The following is a 26,099-nucleotide window of genomic DNA, read 5'->3' as shown; positions in this document are numbered from 1 at the left end:
TGCCCCTTATTGAGTTGGACATGACCTAAATTGCTTTTGTGCAAATTCTGTCTCTGGTGAGGATTGTACACTAAAATAGCTTTGATTGCACGCAAAAGAAGGAAAATTTACATAATGGACGTTAGATACCATAAAATCGACGTTCTGATGGTAATGCCCCTCGGCAATGACATCTGTTTTTGGGTATAAAGTAAGCTTCTGTTGTATTTGCGTTGTAAAATTTTCAATACGCTTACACAATTTTTTAGTTTTCTGCTCTCTTTGAATCTTTTTGGAGATTGAAGACTGCATTTTTTCATCGATAGAATTGAGTAGTTTTAAAATCGTTTGATTGCGAATCATTGTTGTATAAACACGGTTCATAAGCGTCATGCCATATTTATCACCGTGCAACAACAAACACGTTTTACCACTGGGAAGTTTACATGTAAGCGGTTGTGCCTCAATGGGAATCACCTTTACATAGTGAAAAAGTCTTGAGAGATCAAAATCATGATTGCCTTCAAAATAGTAAATTTCACAGCTTTTTCCTATTTCATCAATCAGGTCAATGTAGCATTGATATTGTTGAACCCCATGCGTAACACCACCAACCAAAAGGTCGAACATGTCGCCCATTAAAAAAAGTTGGGGTGGAGGATTTTGCTTTACATGTAAAAGGAAATCAAAGAAGAAAGAACGCTCATCTGAGTCATGAGCATCAGCAATAAAAAGCGCTCCTTCTTGAATAATCAAATTAGGGGACATACGCGATAATAGGAATACCTGCGGCTTCATCGAAACCACACATCAGATTGGCATTGACGACTGCTTGAGAAGAAGCACCGCGCAAAAGGTTGTCGATACTGGAAGAGACAAAAATGGATTTGCCTTTTTGAGTGACAAAAATATCGCAAAAATTGGTACCGGCTGTGGACTTGATATCGACAGGATTTTCACGTAAACGGACAAAACGTGCTTCACTATAAAATGCACTTAAAACCGCTTTTGCATCAATCACTTCATTGGTCTGTAAATAAGAACTCACTAACATTCCACGACTAACAGGCAACAAATGAGGTATAAAATTGACCTCAAAAGGATGACCGCTGACCAAACGCAATTTCTCTGCAATTTCAGGTTCGTGGCGATGTTTGAGAGGATTGTAGGCAAAAATATTTTCATTGATCGTCACAAAATGTGCTGTTTGTGTTGGTTTTTTGCCAGCACCAGAAACGCCACTTTTCGCATCAATAAAAATAGGTGCATCCTTCTTAAGATAGCTTAAAAATGGCAAAATTCCCAAAATGGAAGCGGTGGGATAACATCCAGGATTGGCGATTAAGCGTGCTTGTTTGATTTTTTCACGATTGATTTCAGGAAGACCATACACGGCTTCACTTAAATGCTCTTTATCTTCATGTTCACAATAGTGTTTTTCGTACGCTTCAAGCTCCAAACGATAGTCTGCTGAGAGGTCCACCACTTTTACATGTAAATCCAAAAGCTCTTTTGCAAAACCCATTGCCGCTTTGTGTGGCAATGCTAAAAAAGCAAGCTTAGCACGTTTTGCCACTTCTTTGGCATCGGCTTTGGAAACATCGTGTTCAAAAACACCCAAAAGGCTTGGATGCAATTCACTTGAAGTCACACCACCTTCTGTTGTGGCGATATAATTAATATTAAAATGCGGATGGTTCATTAAAATTTTGATCAGTTCTAGTCCGGTATAACCACTCGCTCCAATAATAGCAACATCTATTTTCGACATCTCTTATTCCTCGAATTTAATCTCGCGGTATGCGATCTCCAAAATCTCATACGTCTGTTTTCCAGCAGGCAATTGAATCGTAACCTCTTCGCCTTCGCTGTGACCCATTAACTGTTTGGCCAACGGTGTGTGATAAGAGATAAGCCCTTGTTCAGGATTACTCTCCGTACTTCCGACAATACTGTATGTCAGTTCTTCATTGGTCTCTAAGTTTTCAAGCATAATTGTTGAGCCAAAACGCACTTTGTCATGTTCGTAAGAGCTAGGATCAATAACATGTGCGCGTGACACCAAATCACTTAATTCGCCGATACGCCCATCAATAAAGGCTAAACGCTCTTTTGCCGCATGGTATTCAGCATTTTCTTTCAAATCGCCATGGCTGCGTGCGATATCGAGTTCTATTACGGTTTCAGGACGTTGGTGTTTTTTTAAATCTTGCAATTCGTTAAATAATTTTTTATAGCCGTATTCGGTCATTGGCTCTTTTTCATTCATTCTTCTCTCCTTGTATGGCTACTATTATAGCTTCATTATGCTTATCATTGCCTCTTGACTGCCATGCCCTAAAATATTTCGTAATGTTTTTGCATGGTTAAAAAAGGCTTCTTTGTCTACCGCATGATAGGCTTGGAGCAAATTATCGGCATACACCTCTTCTTGCAACAACTCTACATGTAAAGGTTCCATTTTTTCAAAATCAAACAAGATATTTGCCAGTCCAACATGCTTAAGTTTCACAAAATGGCTTGCAAGCCAATAATCAAACGCTTTGGCTTTATACGCTAATACAAAAGGCACACCCACCAAAGCGGCTTCTAGTGTTGCTGTACCTGAACAAACAAACGCAAACTCACTCTGTAAAAAAGCGTCGTATGCGTTACGGGAAATTTTAAACTCTCCCAAATCACCGTATATTTCAACAATTTCTCGATAACTAAAATGAGGAGGAATCACTAACAGTTTGACTTTATCCTCAATATGAGAAGCAACTTCTCGATAAATCGGCAAGAGCGCCTTAATCTCACTTTTACGACTCCCTGGTAAAAATGCGACAACCCCTGTCTCCTCAGCGCGCAATTTAAACTGCGGTATTTCATCCAAAAGCGGATGCCCCACATAGGTTGCTTTGGAGTAATATTTTTGCTCAAACGGTAAAATAGACGCCAAAACATCGCAATACTTTTGTACCTTTGCAACACGTTTTGGCTTCCATGCCCAGACTTGTGGCAAAATATAATAGATAATTTGCACATTGGGATTAATCGTTTTAATGGCTTTGGCAAGCGGAAGATTAAATGCTGGCGAATCAATCAACACCACTTTATCGACAAAAAAACTCATTCGCGCCATGATTTTAATGGCTTTTTTCGCTCTGCTTATTTTAGGAATGGCATCTAAAAAGCCCATGATTGAAAAAGCACGGCTTGGCATCAGAGGCTTTCCAAAACGTTCATCAAAAATTCCAAACAACTCACAATTCTCTAAAGCCTTTAATATGGGTTCTAAATGTAAATTTGCGGATGGCTCTAGAGCAGAAACTAATAATTTCAAAACGGCACCTTTTCAAATTGTTCAAACTAAACTAAAAGTTTATCCTAAAAGTCTATACAAAAATCTCTTAAAAATATAAGGCACTTTCGTTATAATTATTCAAAAATTAGGTTACCTTATGAAACGCATTTTAATTACCAACGATGATGGCTTTGAAAGTCCGGGCCTTCACGCCCTCGCACGCGCACTTCGTCCACTAGGACATGTCACCATTGTCGCCCCAACAACGGAAAAATCTGCTTGTGGTCATTCTCTCACATTAACACGTCCGCTTCGCTTTATCTGCCTTGAAGATGATTTTTTCAAACTTGACGATGGTACGCCTACTGATTGTATCTATCTGTCACTTAACGCTCTTTTCGAAGGAGATTCAAAACCTGACTTAGTGGTCAGTGGTATCAATAAAGGCTCAAACCTCGGAGAAGACATTACCTACAGCGGTACGGCTAGTGCGGCTATGGAAGCAGCTTTGCATGGCGTTCCTGCTATCGCCATTTCCCAGGTTTATGTTGGAAGCCCTCAAAATATTGAAAATCACGGATACGATTTAGCAGAGCAGACAATTTATATGCTTGCTAAAAAAATTTTAGAAGGCTCTTTTCCTTTGGCAGAACGCCGCTTTTTAAATGTCAATATTCCGCCTTTAAAACCTCATGAATGTAAAGGCTATAAAATCACGCGCGCAGGATACCGCATGTATGGAAATGACGCACACTTACATCGAAACCCACGGGGTGAAGAGTACTACTGGCTTGGCGTACATACGCTAGAGTGGAAAAAAGGCGCAAAAGCAGATTGTGACCTAAGCGCGATTGATGAGGGGTATATTTCTATCACGCCTATCAAACTTGACATGACTGCCCACGAAGAACTAGACAATTTAGATAAATGGATGCAAAATGGATGATCGCTACTCACGCGTTAGAAAAATTTTAGGTGAGGATTTTGAAACACTTCAAAAAGCCAAAGTTTTGCTTTTTGGTGTTGGTGGCGTTGGCAGTGTCTGTTTAGATGCGCTTTTTCGCTCAGGCGTCAATGACATTACTCTCGTTGATTTTGACTGTTATGACATCACCAATCAAAACCGCCAGTTAGGTAGCGAAGCTGTGGGAGAAGTGAAAGTAAAACGTATGAAAACGCTTTATCCAACGGTGACACCTATTGAGCAAAAAGTGACGCCCGCGTGGATTGAAACGTTTGATTTTACACCCTATGATTTAGTCATTGATGCTATTGATGATATGCCATCCAAAGTAGCCATTGCACATTGTGCCAGTGAAAAACTGATTAGTTCAAGCGGCGGGGCTAAAAAAATCGACCCAACACGTGTTCGTTACTGCTCCGTATGGAAAACTCACGGCGATGCTTTAGCAAAAAAGTTTCGTTATGAACTCAAAAAGAGCGGATTTAACAAAGATTTTCTGACTGTTTTTTCAGATGAAGAACCCAACTGCAAAGACTTAGGAAGTTTGATGTGCGTCACAGGAACGTTTGGTTTTACCCTTGCATCCCTTGCCATTCGCACATTGACACACAGACTTTAATGCATTATACGATTATGATAAAAGGTGGTTTGAGATGAATTTTACAAAAGTGGTTTTATTCACGTTGTTGCTTTTTCTAAGTGGATGCGCACAACATAATACAGAAAAAACATTTGACAATGCAGACAACGCTTCTGATGACCTATCAAAAAATCAAGTTCTCTATACATTTTCAGGCACAAAAGACCCTGCATTATCTGCTGAATTTATCCTAACCTATATTGCAACAAGCACAGATGAGCACTGTGTCAAAAAGCAAGGCACGATGTCCGTTCCTATCACAAAAGTAGAAAAGTTTATCATTAAAAAAGAGTCGTATATTCAAAGAATTTATATTAATGTCACACCACCCAAAGATGATATTTGTGCTTTTAAATTTACGTCATTAAACTTAAATATCAAAAAAACATCCATACCAGATGCTTACAACCGTTTTCCTATTTTAGGTTCTTATCCCTCTTTCATTCAAGGAAAAACGGGAAATTGGGCTCACCCAATCTATAATGGCAATAAGTATGATGCAGGCACGCTCTTGCCAATTTGGAGCCAAACGTATAGCATTCCTTCCTCTTATCGCTCCAATAAATACTATTTTCGCATTGCAGACACAACGCAATTTAAGTGCATCACCTCTGGAAGTAAAAATGCTAAAAGTCCCCATTTTCTCTGTTTGATGGATATTGAAGATGAAGCGTATCGTTATAAGCCCTGTGACGCGCAAACGCTAAAATCCAATGAAGAGTGTAATACGCTCTATCACCCAGAATTTGAAATTGATGCATTGCAAAACTCAAAGATTACGCTTGATATTTTGACAGATAAAAGTACAAAGTAACTAAAGACAGAAGCTATTAGTTTTACATGTAAAACTTTAGAATAAAGGAATTATGGTGATGTATCATCAAAAATATCAAACGACGATTATTGTAATTCTTGTTCTTTCTATGATTTTATTGTCTATTTTAATCCCTGGAGGGCCTATTGAGACACGCGATTTTTCACATATTTCGCCATTTATTTTAGGTCTTTTCAATACCTTCTTGACTCTCCTTGGCATGATTAGCTTACCCGTAGCATACTTCGTTTACCACTCACAAAAATGGGCATATTACAGCACTATTATTATTGGCGTAGCCTATTTTTTAGTGTATGTCTTAGATTTGGCACATATCTTTCCTCGCTCACCAAGCCCAATGCCTACTCTTTTAATGGCCATCGAGATTATAGGAACCCTTCTGGCACTTCCTTTAATCTTCTTACCTAAACGTATGAGCTCACTAGATGTAGAGAGCCAACATCACTCTTTACACTTTAATGCCAAAGTTTTGATGCTCATCGCATTAATTGCCATCGTCTCGCTTGCAATCATACTATTTGCTACGCGTGCGGCTATGGGTGAATAAATAATAGATATGTAATAAAAGTTAAGAGAGAACATGAATCAAAAACTACCTATACAAACTGATTCGCAAAGTCTTGGTGATATTGGTGCGACAACGGTACAATTAATTTTACAAAAATTTAAATGGACTGCTGATATTATCAAAAGTGATTTTGGTGAAGATATTGACTGTAATATTTTTATTGATAACATACGAACAAACTATCACTTTAGGTGCCAAGTAAAATCTTCAAGTAAAGATAGCCAATATATACGAAAATTAAAAAATGGGGATTTTAGTATATCAATTGAAGCAACTCACTTGAGAGCATGGCAAACTAGTTATTTTCCGGTTTTTTTGATAATCTATGAAGAAGAAACAGACAAATGTTATTGGGCTATGCCTATTGAACAAATCTTTCAAAATCCAAAAAAATTAAATGCCAAAACTCCAACGGTTAATGTCTCTAAAAAAAATATTTTTGATACGACAACCAAAGATAGCATTTTAAATGAAACAATAAACTTTTATAGTAAGTTTCTAAGAGTAGATGAATCAACTATGGAATGTAATGTAGTACCTGTTTTGATGCCAGATTATAAAGTTATACCAACATTTGATTACTATGATTTTATTCATAGCAAAAGTAACCTTCAGATTGATTTTAATTATAATTTAATTGAAAATTTACCATCTTGGATGATGGTATTAAAGCGGATTGATCCTTCAAGTATTCATACCTTTTTAAAAATATCTTCAACAGTTAAAGTAGAGTTGGAAGAATTTATTAAAAAATTAAAACAGAAGTTATTATTATTTGATTACTCAACCAAAAATAATGAATGGATTTCTTTTATTATTAGTCCAATCAAAATATCTTCACGCAAATCAAATTGGGAAAACGAGTTGACTTCTTGGCTTTCATTTTCTAAAATAAATAATCACATAGTCGATGATTTTAATTATACATTTGAGTCTCCTAACAATTTCTTGAGACAAATCACTAGGCGCTCTATGAGTTGGGATTCATCTTATTGTATAGAACCTGAAAAAGATATAGCAATTAGATTTTTTTGTACTAATAAAACTACACCTGCCATTTTAAATATTAATCAAATTCATTTGAACAATATAAAAGGTCAATATCTTTTATGGGAGTGCAAAAAAGAAGATATTGAGACATTGCACAATAAAATTTCTACTCTTGAATTACAAATCCAAATACTTGAAAATACAAATGAAAAATGCTTAGTAGCTATAGCGATGGCTATGTTTGATCCAACCATAGGTATATACACGCAAGCTAGAGATTGGGAAAGTTATGAAAATGGCAATGTGAAGAACATTTTAGAAAAAAATAATATGATGCAAGCTTTACCAGGGAATAAATATAAAGGTAAAACGCCAGCATTATTAAAAGAACTATTAAAACCATATAGTGAATCAAACTATACAATGCCTCCAGTCAATACAGATAGCTACATTTGGGGATTCCCATTAATGCAAAATCAAAGAGAAATATACATTTCAAGGTTTCAAGAAATTTCACAAGACAAAGCCGAGGAGATTAAATTAAAAATCAAAAAATATAAACATAATTTTCAAATAGAGTTGATTTTAAGAGATGATACATTTAGAAACTCTATTTATGAATTGCTAATAGGTTTTATACCTAATTTAGAAAAATCTTCTAAAGATGCTTATTTGGAAAAAGAAATTGAAATCCTAAAAGTATTTGATGATATATTGCCAACTCAAACATATAGTGATTCAGCATTTAAAAATTCTTTTAATATTTTGCATATTGCAGGACAAATTGAATTTGAAAAGCACACAAAATAGTTTTCTCATTCTTTTATAGTCATCATCAAGGGCGGGAGTGTTCAAAATTCTGTGTCAGCATCCAGTAGCTCCTAAAATTGTATCATAAATTTAAAGCGTGATTGAGTCTGCCCTCGAAATAAATCGAGAGTTGTGAGAGGGTTAGACTCCAGTTTCGTATAGGCATTGTCCATTTTTTCTCTGCATTTTTAATACCCATAAAAAGAAGTTTGAGTAAACTATCATCATTAGGAAAAGCACCTTTGGTCTTTGTCAATGTTCTAAACTGGCGATGTACCGATTCAATGATATTAGTGGTATAAATAACCCGTCTAATATCTTCAGGATACTGAAAGTACAGTGAGAGATTATCGCATTTATTACGCCAAGATTGAAACACAATAGGATACTTTTTACCCCATTTTTCTTCCAGTTTATCCAGTTCATTTTCAGCCTCTTCTTTGGAAAATGCTTGATAAACAGATTTGAGTTCACTGGCAAATTGCTTTTGATTGGAAGAACCTATAAATCTGAGGGAATTGCGTATTTGATGGACAATGCAGAGTTGTACCTCTGTGTCGGGAAAAACGGAAGTAATGGCTTCAGGGAATCCTTTAAGTCCATCGACTGAGGCAATCAGTATATCTTTAACGCCACGATTTTGCAGATCGGTGAGCACTTGTAACCAGAACTTTGCTCCTTCACTTTCACCCAAATAAAGCCCTAATACTTCTTTTTTGCCATCGGTTTTAACACCAAGGACGGTATAAAAGGCTTTAGAGATATATTTACCTTCATCTTTGACTTTATAGTGAATAGCATCCAAGAATATAAAGGGATAGAGTTCTTCCAAGGGACGAACGCGCCACTCCTGTAACATGGGGAGGATTTTATCAGTTACAGCGCTTATAGTGGCTTTAGAGAAGCCTACACCGTATATCTCTTCAATATGGTCTGCTATTTGACTATAACTGTTTCCAAGAGCATACAGTGAGAGTATCTTTTGCTCAATCTGATCGGACATATGGGTCTGATTTTTCTTTACGATTTGGGGCTCAAATGTGCCTGCTCGATCTCGTGGAACATCTAGCTCAAAACTGCCTACTTCACTCTTCATTGTTTTAGAACTAGTACCATTTTTACGGTTTTTTGCTAAATCTTGTGTGAGATGTGATTCTATCTCTGCTTGGAGCGCTGCTTCTGTGAGTTGTTTGATAAGTGGAGCAAGTGCTCCATCTTTTCCGCCAAGGGCTTTACCCTCACGAATATGTTGTAATATTGCCTCTGTATCTATCTGAAATTCCATTGTTCAATCCTTGTGTATGTGAAATACTACCTGATTGACACAGATTTTCTAACGCTCCCTCAAGGGCCCAATAATTCCCATATCATCAAAAGGATTTGTCGCCTAAACCAAGCGAAGTTATATGCTTGGTTTAAACAACAATAGATGAAACATAAACGATTGATATAGCCTTTACTTTTTGATTAAAAGGGAATAGACTTAAATCTTTTAATTCAAATCATCATCTTTCCAGTATTTTGTGCCTTGTATGGTTGCTTGAAGTGCTAACCCATTTTTTGTGAGCTTGTAGAGTCTAAGGCCTGGTTGAACGGTCACGGCTCCTTCAAATGCACCGCCTTTTTTATCGGATTTCGCGGCAGCGTCGGCTTGGGCGTTGGCTTCCCAACCACTGTTGACAAAAGAATCCATAACCTCTTTATTCTCAAAAACAAAAATGGCTCGAAAATCTTTAACACCTAAACCGATACCTACGCCACCTGATGCCATCTTCATGTAGGTTTTTTTGCCTGTTTTATTATTCACAGCAACGCCACTTCCACCTTCGGCGGAAAGGAAAATAAGATTGACCCCTATATTACTAAATGTTGCGTAACCATACGCTTGTTTAATGCCATTTTTTGAGCTTGGATACGCTTTATAAAGCAGGCTAAGCGTCTCTTGACTATCCGTGTTGATAGATTTTCGTTTCTCAGAGGCAGACTCCGCATACGATAAAGAAACACACAGAAACAGACACAGTAAAATTTTCACTACTTTCATCTTTGCTCCTTTTTTATTTTCTCTTTACATCTTCACCGTCATTGTATAGCATATTTGCTCAAATAGGTGTTTGAATCTATCATTTTGTTAGTAAAGCAATCAGGAGGTATGCAGATAATAAGCGGGTTGTGTAAAATTTTCTCTTTTAAAATTGCAAGGAGTCACTTCAAAGATTTTTACATGTAAAAAGAAAGCTTTATTTGAAACGTAGTTATTCTTCCATCGCTATCATTAAGAAACCCGTAAATCCTGCGTTATCATGAGGACTTATCTTCTTGCTAACTTTTTTTTTCATCTCTTTGAGGACGTTGGTGTACTGCACGTAAAATTCATAACTAGGGCGTGGTTTATACACTAAACCCTCTATCTCAAAAAAAGCAATAACGTTTTTTGTGGTCATAGGTTTAACGAAAAACTCTTTGTCTCTGTAAAAATAATAAGGAATGAGTGTTACAAGTGACCATTTTGCCAATGTATAATAAGAAAGTATCTCGACCACGATATCAAAACCCTCTTTTTGGTTGCCATACAGCATTTCGTACAGACCAATACTAAACATATCTCTTCGCTCCATACGCATCTCTTTTATCATATCGCGCACTTTTGGTTTTTCAAAAAGAGAGATAAGAGTTGATTTTGAGACGATTTTGGCAAAGTTTTCACAGATAAGCTCAGGCTGTGAGAAATTCTCTTTGGCAAACATCTCACGCACTTGCTCGCCGATTTTGGCAGTATTGTGACGTTTGATGATGGGCAAAAGCGCTACGTCTTCAAATCCATCAGGGTAAAGTTCAAAAAAATAGTCTTCCGCATTTTTAAGTTTGTGTAGATTCATTAGCGTAATTTCCTCATTTTTTGTTTACCAAGTTTTAAAATGGAAGAGGGCTTGGATTCAAAAAAACCTTTACATGTAAAAACAATGACATCGGCTTTTTCGACAGCGAAAGCCCTATCAAAACCTTTTCCGCTAGGATTGGACGAAGTGGAGTAACTCCATTTAAGTTTTTGTAAAAACTGCAAATGCTCTTTGTCTTGAATCACGCGCATGGCTAAACCGCATGGGTAAACAAATGTGGTTTTTTTGGCTCTCCGAATCAATGATTTATGGGCTTTAGGAACACGTGTAAATGTCTGCAACGTTTTGAGAGAATCAACGCTCATTAAAAATGATTTGCTACTAGGGCGATTTTTTGTTTTTACGAGGGCTTCTGCATTTTGGGAGAGAAACCCCGCCGTTGTTTCTGTTTGTGCTAAATAAACAAGGTCGGGGTTCATGGTTTTAGTTAAGATAATCTTGTAAGGCGCGAGGCTCAAGCGCACTTTTATCTTGAATGTACTCTATCGCTGTGGTTGCTGCGGCGGCGGCTGCAACAGTTGTAAAGTATGGAATTTTAAAACGAAGAACCGCTTGGCGAATTTTCTTGGCGTCGTCTTTACTTGATTTTGCATCGCTGGTATTAATTACCAGAGAAATGTCTCCATTTTTAAGTTTATCTTCGATATTTGGTCTGCCTTCAGAGATTTTATATACAAATTCAGCATCAACACCCGCATCACGTAAGGCTTTGTGCGTTCCGCCTGTTGCAACCACTTTAAAACCAAGTGCTTCAAATTTCGTACCTATCTCTTTGGCATAACTTTTATCAATATCAACCAAAGAAATAAATACGGCACCACTTTTTGGCAAAATATTGGCCGATGCAATTTGACTTTTTGCAAACGATGCTGGGAAGTTTTTACTGATACCCATAACTTCACCCGTTGATTTCATTTCAGGTCCTAAAATGAGATCAGCTCCTTGGAGTTTATTGAATGGAAATACCGCTTCTTTTACGGCAACATGGTTCAACTTTTTAGGTTTTAATAACCCATTGACTTCCGTGACCATATTGAATTTATCATAGAATTTAAGCGCTTCTCTTAGATTGCCCTGGAACATCACGCGTGTGGCTACTTTTGCCATTGGTACACCTGTCGCTTTACTGACAAATGGAACCGTACGACTTGCACGTGGATTGACCTCAATCATATACACATCGTCTTGATAAATCGCGTATTGGATATTCATAAGTCCTACAACACCTAAATTAAGTGCAATTTGTTGTGTCTGTTTTTCAATTTTAGCGATAATCGCATCACTTAGGCTGATAGAAGGTAAAGAACATGCGCTATCCCCACTATGAATACCCGCTTCTTCAATGTGTTGCATAATGCCACCGATGTAAACGTCTTTACCGTCACAAATTGCATCGACATCTACTTCGATAGCTCGGTCTAAGAATTGGTCGATAAGAACAGGAGAATTGTGACTGACGCTTACCGCTTCGTTCATATACGTTCTTAATTCACTCTCATTATAAACAATACGCATTGCACGTCCACCTAGAACATAGCTTGGGCGCACTAAAACAGGATAGCCAATTTCTTTTGCTCTTTCTATCGCTTCTTCTTCGCTTGTCGCGGTTGCGTTGTTAGGCTGTTTAATGTTGTTTTCTGTAATAAATTTTGAAAACTTTTCTCTATCTTCTGCCATATCGATAACACGTGCTGTGGTACCAATAATTTTTGCACCAATCACAGTTAAACGTTTAGCAAGTTTTAACGGTGTTTGTCCGCCAAAATGAACGATAATGCCATCTGGGTTCTCTTTTTCAACCACACTTCTAACGTGTTCAAAATCAATCGGTTCAAAATAGAGAATATCGCTCGTGTCATAGTCCGTCGAAACGGTTTCAGGGTTACAGTTATACATAATGGTTTTAACACCCATATCGTTAAGTGCATAAGCCGCATGTACACAGCAGTAATCAAACTCAATACCTTGACCGATACGATTTGGACCACCACCGATAATCATCACTTTTTTCTTGTTATCAACTTCTTGCGCTACTAAAGGCATCTTGTTAATATTGGTTGTTGAGTAAAGATACGGTGTTAAGGCTTTAAATTCTGCCGCACACGTATCGACTTCATTATATTCAAAGTCAATGCCAAGTTTATTGCGTGCAAAATAGATATCATTCGTTGTTAATTCTAAGTTATCTTCTTTATTGATAAGTTTTGCAATCATCTTGTCAGAAAAACCATACGTTTTTGCTTGACGGAGAAGTTTTTCATCATTGAGTATAAACATATCAATCTTTTTTTCAAAATCCACAATCTCTTTGATTTGATTTAAAAACCATGGATCAATCTTACTGAGATTGTACACATCTTCAACGCCATAACCTCGTCTAAATGCTTCTGCAAGGTACAATGCTCTATCGCAGTTGGGTCTTCTAATTTCATTTTTAAGCTTATCATCGTCTACTTTGAGTGACTCAAAACCACTTAAATTGGTTTCCAATGAACAAAGCGCTTTTTGGAATGACTCTTTAAATGTACGTCCGATTGCCATCACTTCACCCACACTTTTCATCGATGTTGTTAGTGTTGAATCAGCAATTGGAAATTTTTCAAACGTAAACCTTGGAATTTTCGTCACAATATAATCAATAACAGGCTCAAAACTTGCCGCCGTTCCCGTAATATCGTTTTTAATTTCATCTAGTGTAAAGCCAACCGCCAAAAGTGTCGCAACTTTAGCGATAGGGTATCCTGTTGCTTTTGAAGCAAGAGCTGAACTTCGGCTAACACGCGGATTCATCTCAATAACGGTCATTCTTCCTGTTTGCGGACAGATAGAAAACTGGACGTTACTTCCGCCTGTATCGACACCAATTTCACGTAAAATCGCAAACGAAGCGTTACGCATACGTTGATACTCTTTATCTGTCAAAGTTAATGCAGGCGCTATTGTGATACTATCTCCCGTATGAACACCCATAGGATCAAAATTTTCGATGGAACAAACGATGATACAGTTATCTGCACTATCACGAATAACTTCCATCTCATACTCTTTCCAACCTAGCAGAGATTCTTCAATCAAAATTTCATTGATTGGGCTTGCATCTAAGCCTGCTGAAGCGAGTTCTTTGAATTCATCAATATTATAAGCAACACCGCTACCCCCACCTGCTAGTGTATAAGAAGCACGGATAATTAGAGGAAAACCGATTTTTTCTGCCGCAATAAAAGCTTCTTCTAAATTGTAAGCATATGCGCTGACAGGTAAATCCATACCGATTTTAATCATTGCCTCTTTAAAGGCTTGTCTGTCTTCGCCTTTTTTAATGGCTTCTGGATTTGCGCCTAAAAATTTAATACCTTTAAGTAGTCCTTGCTCATGCATTCGCATGGCAACATTTAGCGCTGTTTGTCCTCCCATCGTGGGTAAAACGGCATCAACATTTTCTTTTTCAATAATGCGTGCGATCACTTCTTCAGTAATAGGTTCAATATAGGTGCGATCTGCAAATTCAGGGTCTGTCATAATCGTTGCTGGATTTGAGTTTACAAGAACAACTCTGTATCCTAGTTCTTTCAGTGTTTTAGCAGCTTGCGTTCCAGAATAGTCAAATTCACATGCCTGTCCGATTACAATAGGACCTGATCCAATGAGTAATATGGTTTTAATATCTTGACGTTTTGGCATCTTTTTCCTTTAATCTACGGGTAGTATTCAAACCAATATCTTGCATCAGAGAAATTGGGTTCAATACTAATTTTGTAAAATGACATGCATATAAGCAGGAACATGCGAGCTTACATACGGTTGAACAACAACGGTTTTGGAGGATTCTTCATCAATTACTTGCGTAACCGTACCAACTTTTATTCCTTCGAAAAAAATTCCATCCAGCCCACTGGTCACAACTTCATCTCCAATTTGAGGTTGTAGCCATTGTGAAATGTATCTTACAAGGACTTCTTTACGATTCCCTTGCAAAACACCTTGCATTTTTGAAGCACCAATATAAACCGAAAAAATCGATTTAGGATCACTGAGTAGCAAGCCTTGAGGGTTGCCATCATTTGAAACCACAATACCTGCGGCATAGCCTTGTTCTAAAAGACCATAAATTTTGCTTTGATTAAAATCGTTAAAACTTAGCCACACTTTACCGTAGTCATTCAAGTCGGTATATCCAATTGATTTCACTAAAGCAACATCAGGATGGTAGGCTGTACTGTTCTGTTCTTTTAAAAGATCATTCAGCTTGCTTGCAAAAGCGATGGAGAGTACCGCTGACTTTTGCAAATTTTGATTTTCTGCACGTAGACGATCAATCTCTTCTTTTTGAGCAATATGTTCGTTGATTTTTGACTCAATATTCATTTTAAAATCAACATAGGTGGATAATATTTTTGTATTAATCCCCCCTAAAAGATGCCTAGCTTCTGTCCCGTATCGAAACGATACGAAGACAAAGATAGCTAGCAAAAAAAATATTTTAAGTTTACTCATTCGATAATTGTTGTAATAACTCAATCTCTTCAAGTGCTTTACCCGTACCTTTAGCAACTGCTAAAAGAGGCTCGTCAGCAACAAATACTGGCAATTTAACAATATCAGAGAGGTATTTATCAAATCCACGAATCAATGCACCACCACCGGTTAAGACGATACCATTTTCAACAATATCACCTGCAAGGTCAGGAGGCATCACTTCAAGGACATCTTTCAGTGCATCTGCAATCTCTTTAAGAGGCTCTTTAATCGCGTCCCTTACATCTTCACTCGTAAGCTCAATGCGGCTTAAAAGTCCGCTAACTTGGTCACGTCCTTTGACCATCATAGAGAGAGGTTCATCCATAGGAACAGCTGTTCCAATAGCTATTTTAATCTCTTCGCCCGTTCTCTCACCAATGAGGAGGTTATATTTTTTCTTAACATAATCCACAATGGCAAGGTCGATTTTATCACCTGCAACCCGAATCGATTTACTGATAACCAAACCACCAAGTGAAACAACGCCAATTTCTGTGGTACCACCACCAATATCAACAACCAAACTTCCTTGTGGCTCACGAACTGGGAGACCTGCACCAATTGCAGCTGCCATTGGCTCTTCGATCAAAAATACTTCACGTGCACCTGCACTCATTGCAGATTCACGTACAGCTTTACGTTCAACTTGCGTCAATCCATAAGGTACACAGATAATAATGCGAGGTCTTAAAAAGCTTTTTCTACGATGTGCTTTTTCAATGAAATAGCGAATCATTTTTTCAGTCATATCAAAGTCGGCGATCACACCATCGCGCATAGGGCGGATCGCTTCAATGTCACCCGGCGTTTTTCCCACCATATTTTTGGCTTCTTTACCCACAGCCAAGATATTTTGTTTTCCATAACGATTACGCTGAACAGCAACAACCGAAGGCTCATTGATAATAATACCTTTGCCTTTAACCAATACCAAGGTATTGGCAGTTCCTAAGTCAATGCTCATATCGCTTGAGAAAAACCCTATCACTTTGTCCAAAATCATCTCTTTAATCCTTTATTACGCACTTTTTTTGTCTTTTTTAATATAAAGTGGTTTTTCACCTTTTGTGACAACATCTTTACTAATCATCACTTCATAGCCTTCAAGTTCAGGAAGCTCATACATGATATCAACCATAATATCTTCCATAATACTTCGAAGTCCTCTCGCGCCTGTTTTACGTTTAATTGCAAGTTCAGCTACAGCCTCTAAAGCCTCTTTATCAAATGTCAATTCAACATTATCGATTGCAAAAAGTTTTTGATACTGTTTATAAATGGCATTTTTAGGTTCTGTCAGAATTCTTACCATATCTTCTTTCGTAATGGCTGAGAGTTTTGCAGTTACATGTAAACGTCCGATGAGTTCAGGAATAAGTCCATAATGGACTAAGTCATCTGGCTCTACTAATTCAAAAAGGCTCTCATCTTGACTTTTGGTACGTTTCTCTTGCTCAAAGCCCAAAACGTTTTTACCGATACGGCGTTTAATAATCTCATCGAGTCCGTCAAAAGCACCTGCACACACAAAAAGAATATTCGTGGTATCGATTTGAATAAAATCTTGATTAGGGTGTTTACGACCACCTTTAGGTGGGATATTGACAATACTACCTTCAATAATTTTCAAAAGTGCTTGCTGAACGCCTTCACCTGAAACATCTCTGGTAATAGAGCGGTTTTCACTCATACGTGCAATTTTATCGATTTCATCAATAAACACGATGCCTTGTTCTGCTTTTTTGATATCGCCATTGGCGCATTGAAGCAATTTCGTTAAAATATTTTCAACATCTTCTCCGACATAACCTGCTTCGGTTAAGCTGGTTGCATCCGAAATCGCAATAGGCACATCTAAAAAACGCGCCAATGTTTGCGCCATCAATGTTTTACCACTACCCGTTGGTCCAATCAATAAGATATTGGACTTTGAAATCTCTGTATCGTCTTGGATGGTGCTTTGTTTGAAAATACGTTTATAGTGATTATACACACCAACGGAAAAGATCTTTTTGGCTTGATCTTGCCCAATGACAAAATCATCCAATACTTTTTTAAGCTCTTTAGGAGCTAAAAGTTCTTGGTCAAAGGCTTCTTCATGACTTCCAACAGACGTTTCTGGAACATCACCAAAAAAGATTTTGTGGGCAGAAATGACACAGTGCTCACAAATAAAAACATCATCGCCTGCGATCAGTCTTGTATCATTGCTCTCTTTAGTTCCACAAAAACTACACTCTCTATTAACCATTATTTTTCCTCTCATATGGAATACCTCGTTTGGATTCCATGATAAAATTGCACATCTGCAATACTTTTTCGTTTGTCTCACTCACTAATAACTTAGCAGCTGTCTCTTTGATGGAAGTTTCACTTCTAAAAAGTTGTCTAAACGCATTTTGAATGGCAGTAATGTCATCTTTTTCAAAACGACGTTTGAGTCCCACGCTGTTCAAACCTCTTACAACAGCACGATTACCTTCAGCCAAACAAAAATCAGGAATATCTTGACTGATAGCACTTGCGCCACCGATCATAACACCTTCCCCGATATGCACAAACTGATGAATAGGCGTCATACCGCCAATAACTGTAAAAGAGCCAACATGAACATGACCTGCAAGGGTAGCATTGTTTGCCATAATGACATTATTACCCACTTGACAATCATGTGCGATATGAGAATAAATCATAATGAAACAGTTATTGCCAATTTTAGTTAATCCACCGCCTTTTTGCGTCCCTGCATTAATCGTTACAAACTCTCGAATCGTGACATTGCGGCCAATTTCAACACGCACATCATCTTCGGGCTTATACCCCGTATCTTGAGGAGGCATTCCAATAACAGCATAAGGATAAATTTTTGTATCTTCTCCAATTTTTGTAATGCCATATATTTGCGCTCCTTGCATCACTTCAACGCCGTTTTTTAATACAGCGCCTTTAGATACAAATGCGTAAGCTCCGATTTTAACATCGTCGGCTAAACTCGCTCCCTCTTCTACGATGGCGGTTGGGTGAATTTCTGACATATTATTTATCCACAATCATTGCTTTGAGTTCTGCTTCAGCGACAAGTTTATCATCCACGTACGCTTTAGCATCTAAGACCCAAATATTTCCTCTATGTTTAATCACACTGAGTTTGTACACCAGTTGATCGCCTGGTCGAACCGGGTTTCTAAACTTTGCATTATCAATGCTCATAAAGTAAACCACTTTGTTTTTTGTTTCATCTTGATTTTCTGCATCCATACTTTTAAAAGCAAGTACGCCGCCAGCTTGCGCCATACCTTCAATAATCATAACACCAGGATAAATTGGATGATCGGGGAAATGTCCTTGAAAGATTTGTTCACCAATTGTTACATTTTTAAAACCCTCAATCGATTCTCCTGGAACAAGTGCTGTTATACGATCAACAAGCAAAAAAGGGAAACGGTGAGGAAGTATTTTTTGAATCTCTACAACATCAATTAACATCTTTGAAACCTTCTAACAAAATTCAAATATTTTAGCTAATAAATACTAAATTTTCTCTAATGTCAGGATATGTTTTACTGGATAAATAGAGTTCATATGTGGGAGAGACAACCTCATCAAGAATGATAATAGGGGTTAAAGAGCTCAAAAAATTCTTTGAAAAGTGATTTCTAAACAAAATCTCTTGTTCAACGGATGGGGGATTTTGTAGCATTTCTTTCACAGAAGTGTAGTGAGTTTTCATCAACATGTTAAAAAAGGCTAACGGAACAAAACGTATCTCTTCTTTTGCACTATAACCGATGGTATTGTTTATCAATTCAAGCTTTGTTTTCACATACTCTTTTTTACATGTAGAATAAAAAACGATATAACTTGGTATCACCTCTTGGCTACTATCTTTAATCCACGCGCGTACCAAACGATAGTTTAAAAACTTTTCGCGCACCAAACGAAATGTTAAGCGTTTCTTTTCCGCTGCAATCACATTTTGATAAAGCTCAATGCGCTCTTCAATGGAACTCGGTAAAATTTGAGGTCGCACAGGACAACAGAGTTCATCGGCAAAACGATGTTGTTGATCTCGTTGTTTTTCAAGGGCAAACAAACACCCACAATAGTCTTGATGGTATAACATCGCTTCTTTTGCCAATGCAAATTGTTCTTGGGTTCCACCGTGTTGTCTAAAATCAGGAGCGACGATTTGCAACTGGTATTTTTGTGCAATTTCTAATAACGATTTCTCTAACTGTTGTAGAGATTTTTTAGGACTTGTTAGTAACGTGGTTGTAATGATATTTTCGCCAATTTCAAGCGCTTTTTTAGCACTTTCTTCTAACCTGTTATCAAAACATACGGAACATCGTTTGCCCTTTTCTGGTTCATTTTCCAACCCTCTTACGGCTTCAATCCATGCTTCATAATTGTAATCGCCTTCCACCAATTCAATACCTAGATTGTGACAACTTCGTTTGACATCTAAGAGTCGTAGCTGATATTCACTATAAGGATGAATATTAGGGTCATAAAAAAAACCAATCAATCTTTCATGAGGGTACTGATTGCGTAATTTTTGCAGAAAAAAATGGCTATCAACGGAGCAGCAGATATGAACTAACATAGACCTTCTTTTATAGTTTTACATGTAAAAAATTATAGCACATGTCACTTATGACAAAAATGACTTAAAAAACTAATCTCTCTTTGAAATATTACTCTAATACGCAAGACGTTTTGTTGTATAATAAATTAAAGCCCATAGTAAGGAGTTAATATGCTAAAAAAATACGTCAAAAATGTGTTGTTTTGGTTGATTTTTCTCCCCATTTTTTATGCATTGTGTGGATTTGTTATTCTACCATGGTGGATCAGAACACAACTTCCTTCAACCCTTCAAAAAGAGCTTAACCTCACAGTTTCGATGGAACAAGTGCGTTTCAACCCTTTTACATTTGAGCTCGATATTAACGCCTTTTCCTTACTGGACCCAACTGCCAATAAAGTAGTAACGGTTGATCATCTTTATCTCAATTACGAACCCTCTTCCCTTTTCAAAAAAGAATTTTTTGTCAAAACATTGCTCCTTGACAAGCCTTTTATCGACATGACGATAGATACACAAGGCTCACTCAAATTACTACAACTTTTTGCTTACAAAAGTACTGCTCCAGATCAAAACACAACTTCAAAAGATGACCTTGCCATCCCTTTTGCTATCGAACATGCCGAAATAGATAATGCAAGAATCTCTTTTAAAGATGAACGTTCTAGCACCCCTTTTGCTTTGGACATAGGACCTATTAATTATTCTGTCAATAATCTTAGTTTTTTCAAAGACGATTTGAGCATTCACGCACTTAAAATAGCCCTTCAAAATGAAGATAAAATTTCACTGGCAACCAGTGCAACAATTGAACCTCTCAAATTTTATGGAGAACTTAAAGTCAATCAACTGGCACTTTCCTCTTTTTGGAAATACCTTTTACCTACTATGCCTGCGACATTGGCACAAGGCGATTTCTCACTGACACTGCCTTTCTTGTTGGATTTAGGCAAAGAAAAACCTCTTTTCACGATTGAAAATGCAACAGCATCTTTAGAAAATGTACGCTTTGAAGATGCGCAGAAAAAAACGGTTATCAACATTCCTTTGGTAAAAACTGAAGCGATTAATTTCGACCTTCAAGACTCAAGTATAAATATCAAAGAAGCAACGCTTCTCAAGCCTGATGTTTATCTTGCTTTAGAGAAAGGGTATTCAACCAATCTGGAACAACTGTTTCAATTACCTAACGAAACCAACAGCACCAAACATGCGAATACCACCAACACAGAACCCGCAACGTTGTGGAAACTTTCACTGAAACGTTTTTTAGTCGATACGGCGCAAATTCACATTGACGATCACAATGTGAAAGCTGCCCCAATGATACTTTCACCACTAAGTGTCACTGTTTCTAATATCACAAACGATGCCACTAAAAGCATTGCCTTTGACCTTAACAGTACACTGGATAAAACAGCCTCATTAGCGCTTACAGGAACTTTCATTCCTAAAAGTGCGACTTTAAATATGGATATTCGTACCAAAGCGCTCTCCTTTGAAAAAGCGCAACCTTATATCAAACCTTTTACGACTATTTTAATTCAAGATGGAGCACTCTCCTCTTCTCTTGCATTGCAGGCATCTTTTGCAAAACAGTTGGCTATTAATATCAAGGGAACAGCCAATATTTCAAAATTTTCATTAGGAGATAAAGATCACAAGTCACTTGTTGCGTGGGAAACGCTCAATATTGATAACTTCGCTTATAATCTTTCACCTGCCAAACTTACTATCCAAAATGTTACGCTTGATAAGCCTTATATCAATTTGGACATTAAAAAAGATAGCAGTACCAATTTTACAAGGCTTATGAAAACAACAACACCTTCGACCAAAAGCACTAAAAAGGTTGCAACACATACCAAGCAAACCAAAGCGAATGACACGATGGATATTTACATCAAACATATTGCGTTTAAAAGAGGAACGGCACATTTTCAAGATGCCTCTTTACTCCTTCCTTTTGCGACATTTGCCGATAAATTAAATGGTTCTATCTCAACGCTCGATAGTAAAAGCACCAAACCTTCGGTTCTAAAACTCGAAGGGAAAGTGGCGAAATATGGCTACGCTAAAGTTGATGGTTCCTTATTGCCACTTGATTTTAAAAATAAAGCAAATGTTAAAATTCTCTTTAAAAATATTGATATGCCTTCTCTCACACCCTATTCCGGTAAGTTTGTTGGATATGCCATTAAAGAGGGCAAACTCTCTATGGATTTGAACTATAAAATTAAAAAAGGATTGATGGAAGGTTCCAATAAAATCAATCTTGACGCACTCACACTAGGCGAAAAAATAGAAAGTAAAGATGCTGTCAATTTACCGCTCGATCTTGCTATCGCACTTTTAAAAGATTCAAAGGGTCAAATTGACATCGATCTTCCTGTCAGTGGCGATCTTAACGACCCAGATTTTCGTTATGGAAGTATTGTATGGAAAGCCATTGGTAACCTTATCACAGGTATTGTAACGTCTCCATTTAAGCTCTTAGGCTCCATTTTAGGCATTGAAACTGAAAACCTGAAAAGTATTGACTTTGCCGCAGGCGAATCTGCGCTTATCGGTTCTGAAGAAGAAAAAATGGTTCAGTATCAGCAAATTTTAGAGAAGCGTGATGCGCTAAAACTTCACATCACACCGAGTTATAGCGAAGCCATTGATACCCAAGCACTGAGAGAAAATAATATCACTGCGCAAATTGAACAAATGATTCCTAAGAAAAGCAAAGAAGACGATAGTTACAGCAGAGCGATTAAAAAACTTTTCATTCAAAAATACTCCAGTGATGCCTACAACAAGCTCATAAAAACGTATGAAGAAGAAAAACTTGACGCTGCGGCAATTAACGATAATTTGATTGCAGAGATTGCTAAAACAGTGATAATCGAGCCTGCCTCATTAGAACAACTTGCCCAAAAACGTGCGGATACGATTATTCAAAATTTAAGTACTAAATATCACATTGCACCTGAGCGCCTCATCAAAGATGAGTTGAAACCAAGTGATGCCATTCGTGAAGAGTGGGTAGGATGTACAATTTCCGTGAGTAATTAAGAAGCGCTCCTTATTGGAGTGCTTCTAATACTTTTTTAACCTCAGCCGCATGGTCTTTGACTTTGACATTTGACCAAATGTGAGCAATCTCCCCTTCTGGATTAATCAAAAAAGTTGAGCGAACGATACCCATATACTCTTTACCACAAAACTTTTTCAGTTGCCATACGCCATAGCTTTGCGCTGTTTCTGTTGTGGGGTCTGAAAGAAGCGTAATCTCTAACTTTTGCTTTGCAATAAATTTCTGATGTGAAGTGGTGCTATCAGGACTGACGCCTAAGACAACCGCACCTAAATTTTCAAATTGTGGCAACGTTGCTGTAAAATCACACGCTTCGGTTGTACAACCAGGTGTACTGTCTTTAGGATAAAAGTAAAGAACAACCCATTTGCCTTCTAAATCTCTAAGTGAAATCTCAACATTGTCTTGATTTGGGAGTGTGAGGGTAGGAGCTTTATCGCCTATATTTAACATACTATTTCCTTTATTCATTGTATTGATCTATTTTTAGCATATTACCACAGATTTGATTTGCGTGTAGTCATCTAGCAGTGCAAAATAAGGACCTTCTTTCCCTACGCCGCTTTGTTTAATGCCACCATAAGGCTGTAAGTCAAACCTGAGCGTTGGAATATCATTAATCACAATGCCACCCGCTTCTAATGTCTCAATAGCATCTTGCGCCATCGCTAAGTCGTTGCAAAAAAGAGAGTATTGAAGCCCATACGCCGAGTGGTTCATCTTCGCTTTTGCTTCTTCGTAACTATCCACTTTTATCAATGAAACAATAGGAGCAAACACCTCTTCACAAACGATATTCATCTCCTCTGTGACATCGGCCATAATGGTTGGGGTAAACAGTAAATCTTTACATGTAAAACCGCATAAAAGCCTTGCGCCTTCATCAATGGCACTTTGTACCCATGCTTTGGCTTTTTCTACGGCTGAAGCATTCACCATGGGACCAATGAACGTTTCATCTTCATACGGAGAGCCTACCGCTAAGGCGTGGGTCTCTTTGACCAACGCATGTGCAAACGTTTCATAAACCTCTTTATGCACATAAATGCGCTGTAACGAAATACAAACTTGCCCAGAGTTAATAAATGCTCCTACAACGCATTTTTGTGCAGCTAAAGCGATATTGGCTGAAATATCAATGTACGTTGCAGCATTACCGCCAAGCTCTAACGCTACTTTTTTGATGCCTGCTTTTTGCATAATCTCTTTGCCAACACTGACGCTGCCTGTAAAGCTAATAGTGCGTGGAATTTCACTGCTAACAAGTGTTTCATTGACACCTGCTCCGCTGTAAATGAGACTTAAAGCATCGCTAGAGGCAAAAGGACTTTCGATAAAAAGTTTAGCCAAAGTGTATGCTGTGCGCGGGGCTTGTGATGTTGGTTTTAAAATAACGCAATTTCCTGCAACCAAAGCAGGGGCAATTTTGTGAGCCACGAGATTTAGAGGGAAATTAAACGGCGTAATTGCAAGAACTACGCCCACAGGCTCGCGTTTATAAAACGCCAAACTCTTTTTACCACTTGGCATAGCTGCTGTATCAAAAGTTTCGCCATTAACATGTTGCATGGCATATGCGGATAATCGAATTGTCTCAACACAGCGATCCACTTCGCTGCGTGAAAAACGAATGGGTTTACCCACCTCTTCTGTGATGATTAACGCCATTTCTTCTCGTATATTTTCCAGTTTTTGAGCAACATCCAGCAACCAATTCATACGCTGATGCAGAGGAATTTTTTTTACGTGTAAAAACGCTTCTTGTGCCTTTAACAGCATTGCATGTGCATCATTTTTATCACAAAGACTCACCGTGGATACCACGCGTCCATCGTATGGACTTAAAACATTTTTCGTGACCTCTGTGCTCTTACATGTAGAACCCAAATAGAGCTTCGCTTCCATGTTTCATCTCCTTTAATGTCACTTTATTATAACGCATTTATCATACTAAAACTATCTTTAATCAAATTTTGGCTAACATAGTATCTCTTTACAAAATGACTTTACAATAAGGTAAAACAATGGATAAAGCACAGTATATTTGGATGGATGGCAAACTTGTCGCATGGGACGAAGCAAAAATACATATTTTAACCCATACACTTCACTATGGTAACGGTGTTTTTGAAGGAACGCGCGCTTATATGACTGAAAATGGCCTTGCAATTTTTAAACTCAGAGAACACACAAAACGTCTTTTGAATTCAGCAAAAATTACACGCATCAAGCCAACATTTACACTAGAAGAGTTGGAAAAAGCGCAACTTGAACTTTTAAAATCAAACCACTTTACTTCAAATGTCTATATCAGACCACTGATCTATTTAGGCTATGGCATTATGGGTCTTAATCATGCTCAAGCACCTGTTAATACAGCTATTGCGGCATGGCAGTGGGGAAGCTATCTTGGAGATGACGGTATTGAAAACGGTATCCGTGTTAAAATTTCATCGTTTGCACGCAACCCTGTTCGCTCGATGATGGGCAAAGCAAAAGCAGCTGCAAACTATCTTAACTCTCAAATGGCAAAATACGAAGCATTAGAAGCGGGATATGAAGAAGCGTTGTTACTCGATGAAGATGGATTTATCGCCGAAGGAAGTGGAGAGTGCTTCTTTATCGTACGCGATGGTGTTTTAATTACGCCTCCTAACGATACTTCATTAGAGAGTATTACCCAAGCAACCGTTCTTGAATTGGCTCGTGAAGCAGGTATCGTGATTGAACGCAGACGCATCACTCGCGATGAAGCATATATTGCGGATGAAGCGTTTTTTACAGGAACAGCCGCAGAAGTCACTCCAATTAAAGATATTGACAATTATGTTATTGGAACTGGCAAACGTGGACCTATCACCAAACAACTTCAAGATGCCTATTTTGATGTCGTTTACGGACGAAATCCAAAATACAAACATCTCTTAACATTTATCTAA

Annotated in this window: 24 protein-coding genes; 7 read left to right on the top strand and 17 right to left on the bottom strand. The window is 37.8% G+C overall.

The features are described from left to right. Window positions 1-6: 6 nt before the first annotated feature. From AC5SLP_RS00485 to lpxB, 4 genes are read right to left on the bottom strand one after another with little or no spacing between them, the layout of a single operon-like run. The gene (locus AC5SLP_RS00485) at window positions 7-747 is read right to left on the bottom strand and encodes a UDP-2,3-diacylglucosamine diphosphatase (protein WP_495253174.1); all 741 of its coding nucleotides are present in this window, start codon (window positions 745-747) and stop codon (window positions 7-9) included. Then, complete coding sequence (gene argC, locus AC5SLP_RS00480; protein ID WP_495253173.1) at window positions 737-1,750, bottom strand: N-acetyl-gamma-glutamyl-phosphate reductase; 1,014 nt, start codon at window positions 1,748-1,750, stop codon at window positions 737-739. Before argC ends, AC5SLP_RS00485 begins: the two co-directional genes overlap by 11 nt. A 3-nt stretch (window positions 1,751-1,753) precedes the next feature. After that, on the bottom strand, window positions 1,754-2,248 hold the full coding sequence (gene greA / locus AC5SLP_RS00475) for a transcription elongation factor GreA (protein WP_495253172.1): 495 nt from the start codon (window positions 2,246-2,248) through the stop codon (window positions 1,754-1,756). 24 nt (window positions 2,249-2,272) lie between these two features. Beyond that, window positions 2,273-3,304, bottom strand: a complete 1,032-nt coding sequence (lpxB, locus tag AC5SLP_RS00470) for a lipid-A-disaccharide synthase (RefSeq protein ID WP_495253171.1) — start codon at window positions 3,302-3,304, stop codon at window positions 2,273-2,275. A gap of 118 nt (window positions 3,305-3,422) precedes the next feature. Between lpxB and surE the strand changes: the two genes are divergently transcribed. The 5 genes from surE to AC5SLP_RS00445 are packed head-to-tail and all read left to right on the top strand — an operon-like array spanning window position 3,423 to window position 8,072. Further along, window positions 3,423-4,211, top strand: coding sequence for a 5'/3'-nucleotidase SurE (surE, locus tag AC5SLP_RS00465; RefSeq protein ID WP_495253170.1), 789 nt, complete (start codon window positions 3,423-3,425; stop codon window positions 4,209-4,211). Next, window positions 4,204-4,848, top strand: a complete 645-nt coding sequence (locus AC5SLP_RS00460; protein WP_495253169.1) for a tRNA threonylcarbamoyladenosine dehydratase — start codon at window positions 4,204-4,206, stop codon at window positions 4,846-4,848. The genes surE and AC5SLP_RS00460 overlap by 8 nt, the downstream gene beginning before the upstream one ends. 34 nt (window positions 4,849-4,882) lie before the next feature. Continuing rightward, entirely contained in the window at window positions 4,883-5,683 is an 801-nt protein-coding gene (locus tag AC5SLP_RS00455) for a hypothetical protein (RefSeq protein ID WP_495253168.1), read from the top strand. 58 nt (window positions 5,684-5,741) lie between these two features. Then, on the top strand, window positions 5,742-6,251 hold the full coding sequence (locus AC5SLP_RS00450) for a DUF8051 family protein (protein WP_495253860.1): 510 nt from the start codon (window positions 5,742-5,744) through the stop codon (window positions 6,249-6,251). Between the two features lie 33 nt (window positions 6,252-6,284). After that, window positions 6,285-8,072 (top strand): DUF4365 domain-containing protein, encoded by a 1,788-nt coding sequence (locus AC5SLP_RS00445; RefSeq protein WP_495253167.1) that lies wholly within the window; start codon window positions 6,285-6,287, stop codon window positions 8,070-8,072. A gap of 82 nt (window positions 8,073-8,154) precedes the next feature. On the opposite strand, the gene AC5SLP_RS00440 is transcribed toward AC5SLP_RS00445, so the two are convergent. From AC5SLP_RS00440 to AC5SLP_RS00390, 11 genes are all read right to left on the bottom strand, one after another. After that, window positions 8,155-9,357 (bottom strand): IS256 family transposase, encoded by a 1,203-nt coding sequence (locus tag AC5SLP_RS00440; RefSeq protein WP_495253166.1) that lies wholly within the window; start codon window positions 9,355-9,357, stop codon window positions 8,155-8,157. A 207-nt stretch (window positions 9,358-9,564) separates the two neighbouring features. Then, a complete protein-coding gene (locus tag AC5SLP_RS00435; RefSeq protein WP_495253165.1) occupies window positions 9,565-10,116 on the bottom strand; it encodes a lipid-binding SYLF domain-containing protein in 552 nt (183 codons plus the stop codon). Window positions 10,117-10,327: 211 nt separating this feature from the next. Continuing rightward, window positions 10,328-10,951: a hypothetical protein gene (locus tag AC5SLP_RS00430; protein ID WP_495253164.1), complete on the bottom strand. Its 624-nt coding sequence runs from the start codon at window positions 10,949-10,951 to the stop codon at window positions 10,328-10,330. Then, window positions 10,951-11,436, bottom strand: coding sequence for a Sua5 YciO YrdC YwlC family protein (locus AC5SLP_RS00425; protein ID WP_495253163.1), 486 nt, complete (start codon window positions 11,434-11,436; stop codon window positions 10,951-10,953). The genes AC5SLP_RS00430 and AC5SLP_RS00425 overlap by 1 nt, the downstream gene beginning before the upstream one ends. Then, window positions 11,396-14,653 (bottom strand): carbamoyl-phosphate synthase large subunit, encoded by a 3,258-nt coding sequence (gene carB, locus AC5SLP_RS00420; protein ID WP_495253162.1) that lies wholly within the window; start codon window positions 14,651-14,653, stop codon window positions 11,396-11,398. Before carB ends, AC5SLP_RS00425 begins: the two co-directional genes overlap by 41 nt. Window positions 14,654-14,719: 66 nt before the next feature. Then, a complete protein-coding gene (mreC, locus tag AC5SLP_RS00415) occupies window positions 14,720-15,466 on the bottom strand; it encodes a rod shape-determining protein MreC (protein WP_495253161.1) in 747 nt (248 codons plus the stop codon). Next, entirely contained in the window at window positions 15,459-16,493 is a 1,035-nt protein-coding gene (locus AC5SLP_RS00410; RefSeq protein WP_495253160.1) for a rod shape-determining protein, read from the bottom strand. The genes mreC and AC5SLP_RS00410 overlap by 8 nt, the downstream gene beginning before the upstream one ends. Before the next feature lie 15 nt (window positions 16,494-16,508). Then, entirely contained in the window at window positions 16,509-17,741 is a 1,233-nt protein-coding gene (gene clpX, locus AC5SLP_RS00405) for an ATP-dependent Clp protease ATP-binding subunit ClpX (RefSeq protein ID WP_495253159.1), read from the bottom strand. Further along, the gene (gene lpxA, locus AC5SLP_RS00400; RefSeq protein WP_495253158.1) at window positions 17,734-18,525 is read right to left on the bottom strand and encodes an acyl-ACP--UDP-N-acetylglucosamine O-acyltransferase; all 792 of its coding nucleotides are present in this window, start codon (window positions 18,523-18,525) and stop codon (window positions 17,734-17,736) included. Before lpxA ends, clpX begins: the two co-directional genes overlap by 8 nt. Before the next feature lies 1 nt (window position 18,526). Then, window positions 18,527-18,976, bottom strand: coding sequence for a 3-hydroxyacyl-ACP dehydratase FabZ (fabZ, locus tag AC5SLP_RS00395; protein WP_495253157.1), 450 nt, complete (start codon window positions 18,974-18,976; stop codon window positions 18,527-18,529). A 31-nt stretch (window positions 18,977-19,007) separates the two neighbouring features. Next, window positions 19,008-20,096: an epoxyqueuosine reductase QueH gene (locus AC5SLP_RS00390; protein WP_495253156.1), complete on the bottom strand. Its 1,089-nt coding sequence runs from the start codon at window positions 20,094-20,096 to the stop codon at window positions 19,008-19,010. 153 nt (window positions 20,097-20,249) lie between these two features. On the opposite strand from AC5SLP_RS00390, the gene AC5SLP_RS00385 reads away from it, so the two are divergent. Beyond that, on the top strand, window positions 20,250-23,138 hold the full coding sequence (locus AC5SLP_RS00385; protein ID WP_495253155.1) for a DUF748 domain-containing protein: 2,889 nt from the start codon (window positions 20,250-20,252) through the stop codon (window positions 23,136-23,138). Between the two features lie 10 nt (window positions 23,139-23,148). On the opposite strand, the gene bcp is transcribed toward AC5SLP_RS00385, so the two are convergent. Both bcp and AC5SLP_RS00375 read right to left on the bottom strand, forming a co-directional pair. Continuing rightward, the gene (gene bcp, locus AC5SLP_RS00380) at window positions 23,149-23,613 is read right to left on the bottom strand and encodes a thioredoxin-dependent thiol peroxidase (RefSeq protein ID WP_495253154.1); all 465 of its coding nucleotides are present in this window, start codon (window positions 23,611-23,613) and stop codon (window positions 23,149-23,151) included. 33 nt (window positions 23,614-23,646) lie between these two features. Beyond that, window positions 23,647-25,065, bottom strand: coding sequence for an aldehyde dehydrogenase family protein (locus AC5SLP_RS00375; protein WP_495253153.1), 1,419 nt, complete (start codon window positions 25,063-25,065; stop codon window positions 23,647-23,649). Window positions 25,066-25,184: 119 nt separating this feature from the next. On the opposite strand from AC5SLP_RS00375, the gene AC5SLP_RS00370 reads away from it, so the two are divergent. Beyond that, entirely contained in the window at window positions 25,185-26,099 is a 915-nt protein-coding gene (locus AC5SLP_RS00370) for a branched-chain amino acid transaminase (protein WP_495253152.1), read from the top strand.

Source organism: Sulfurospirillum sp. E15m (genome assembly GCF_059415145.1).
Note: the sequence above shows the minus strand (reverse complement) of the source record. Positions and strands in the feature narration are given on the sequence as shown.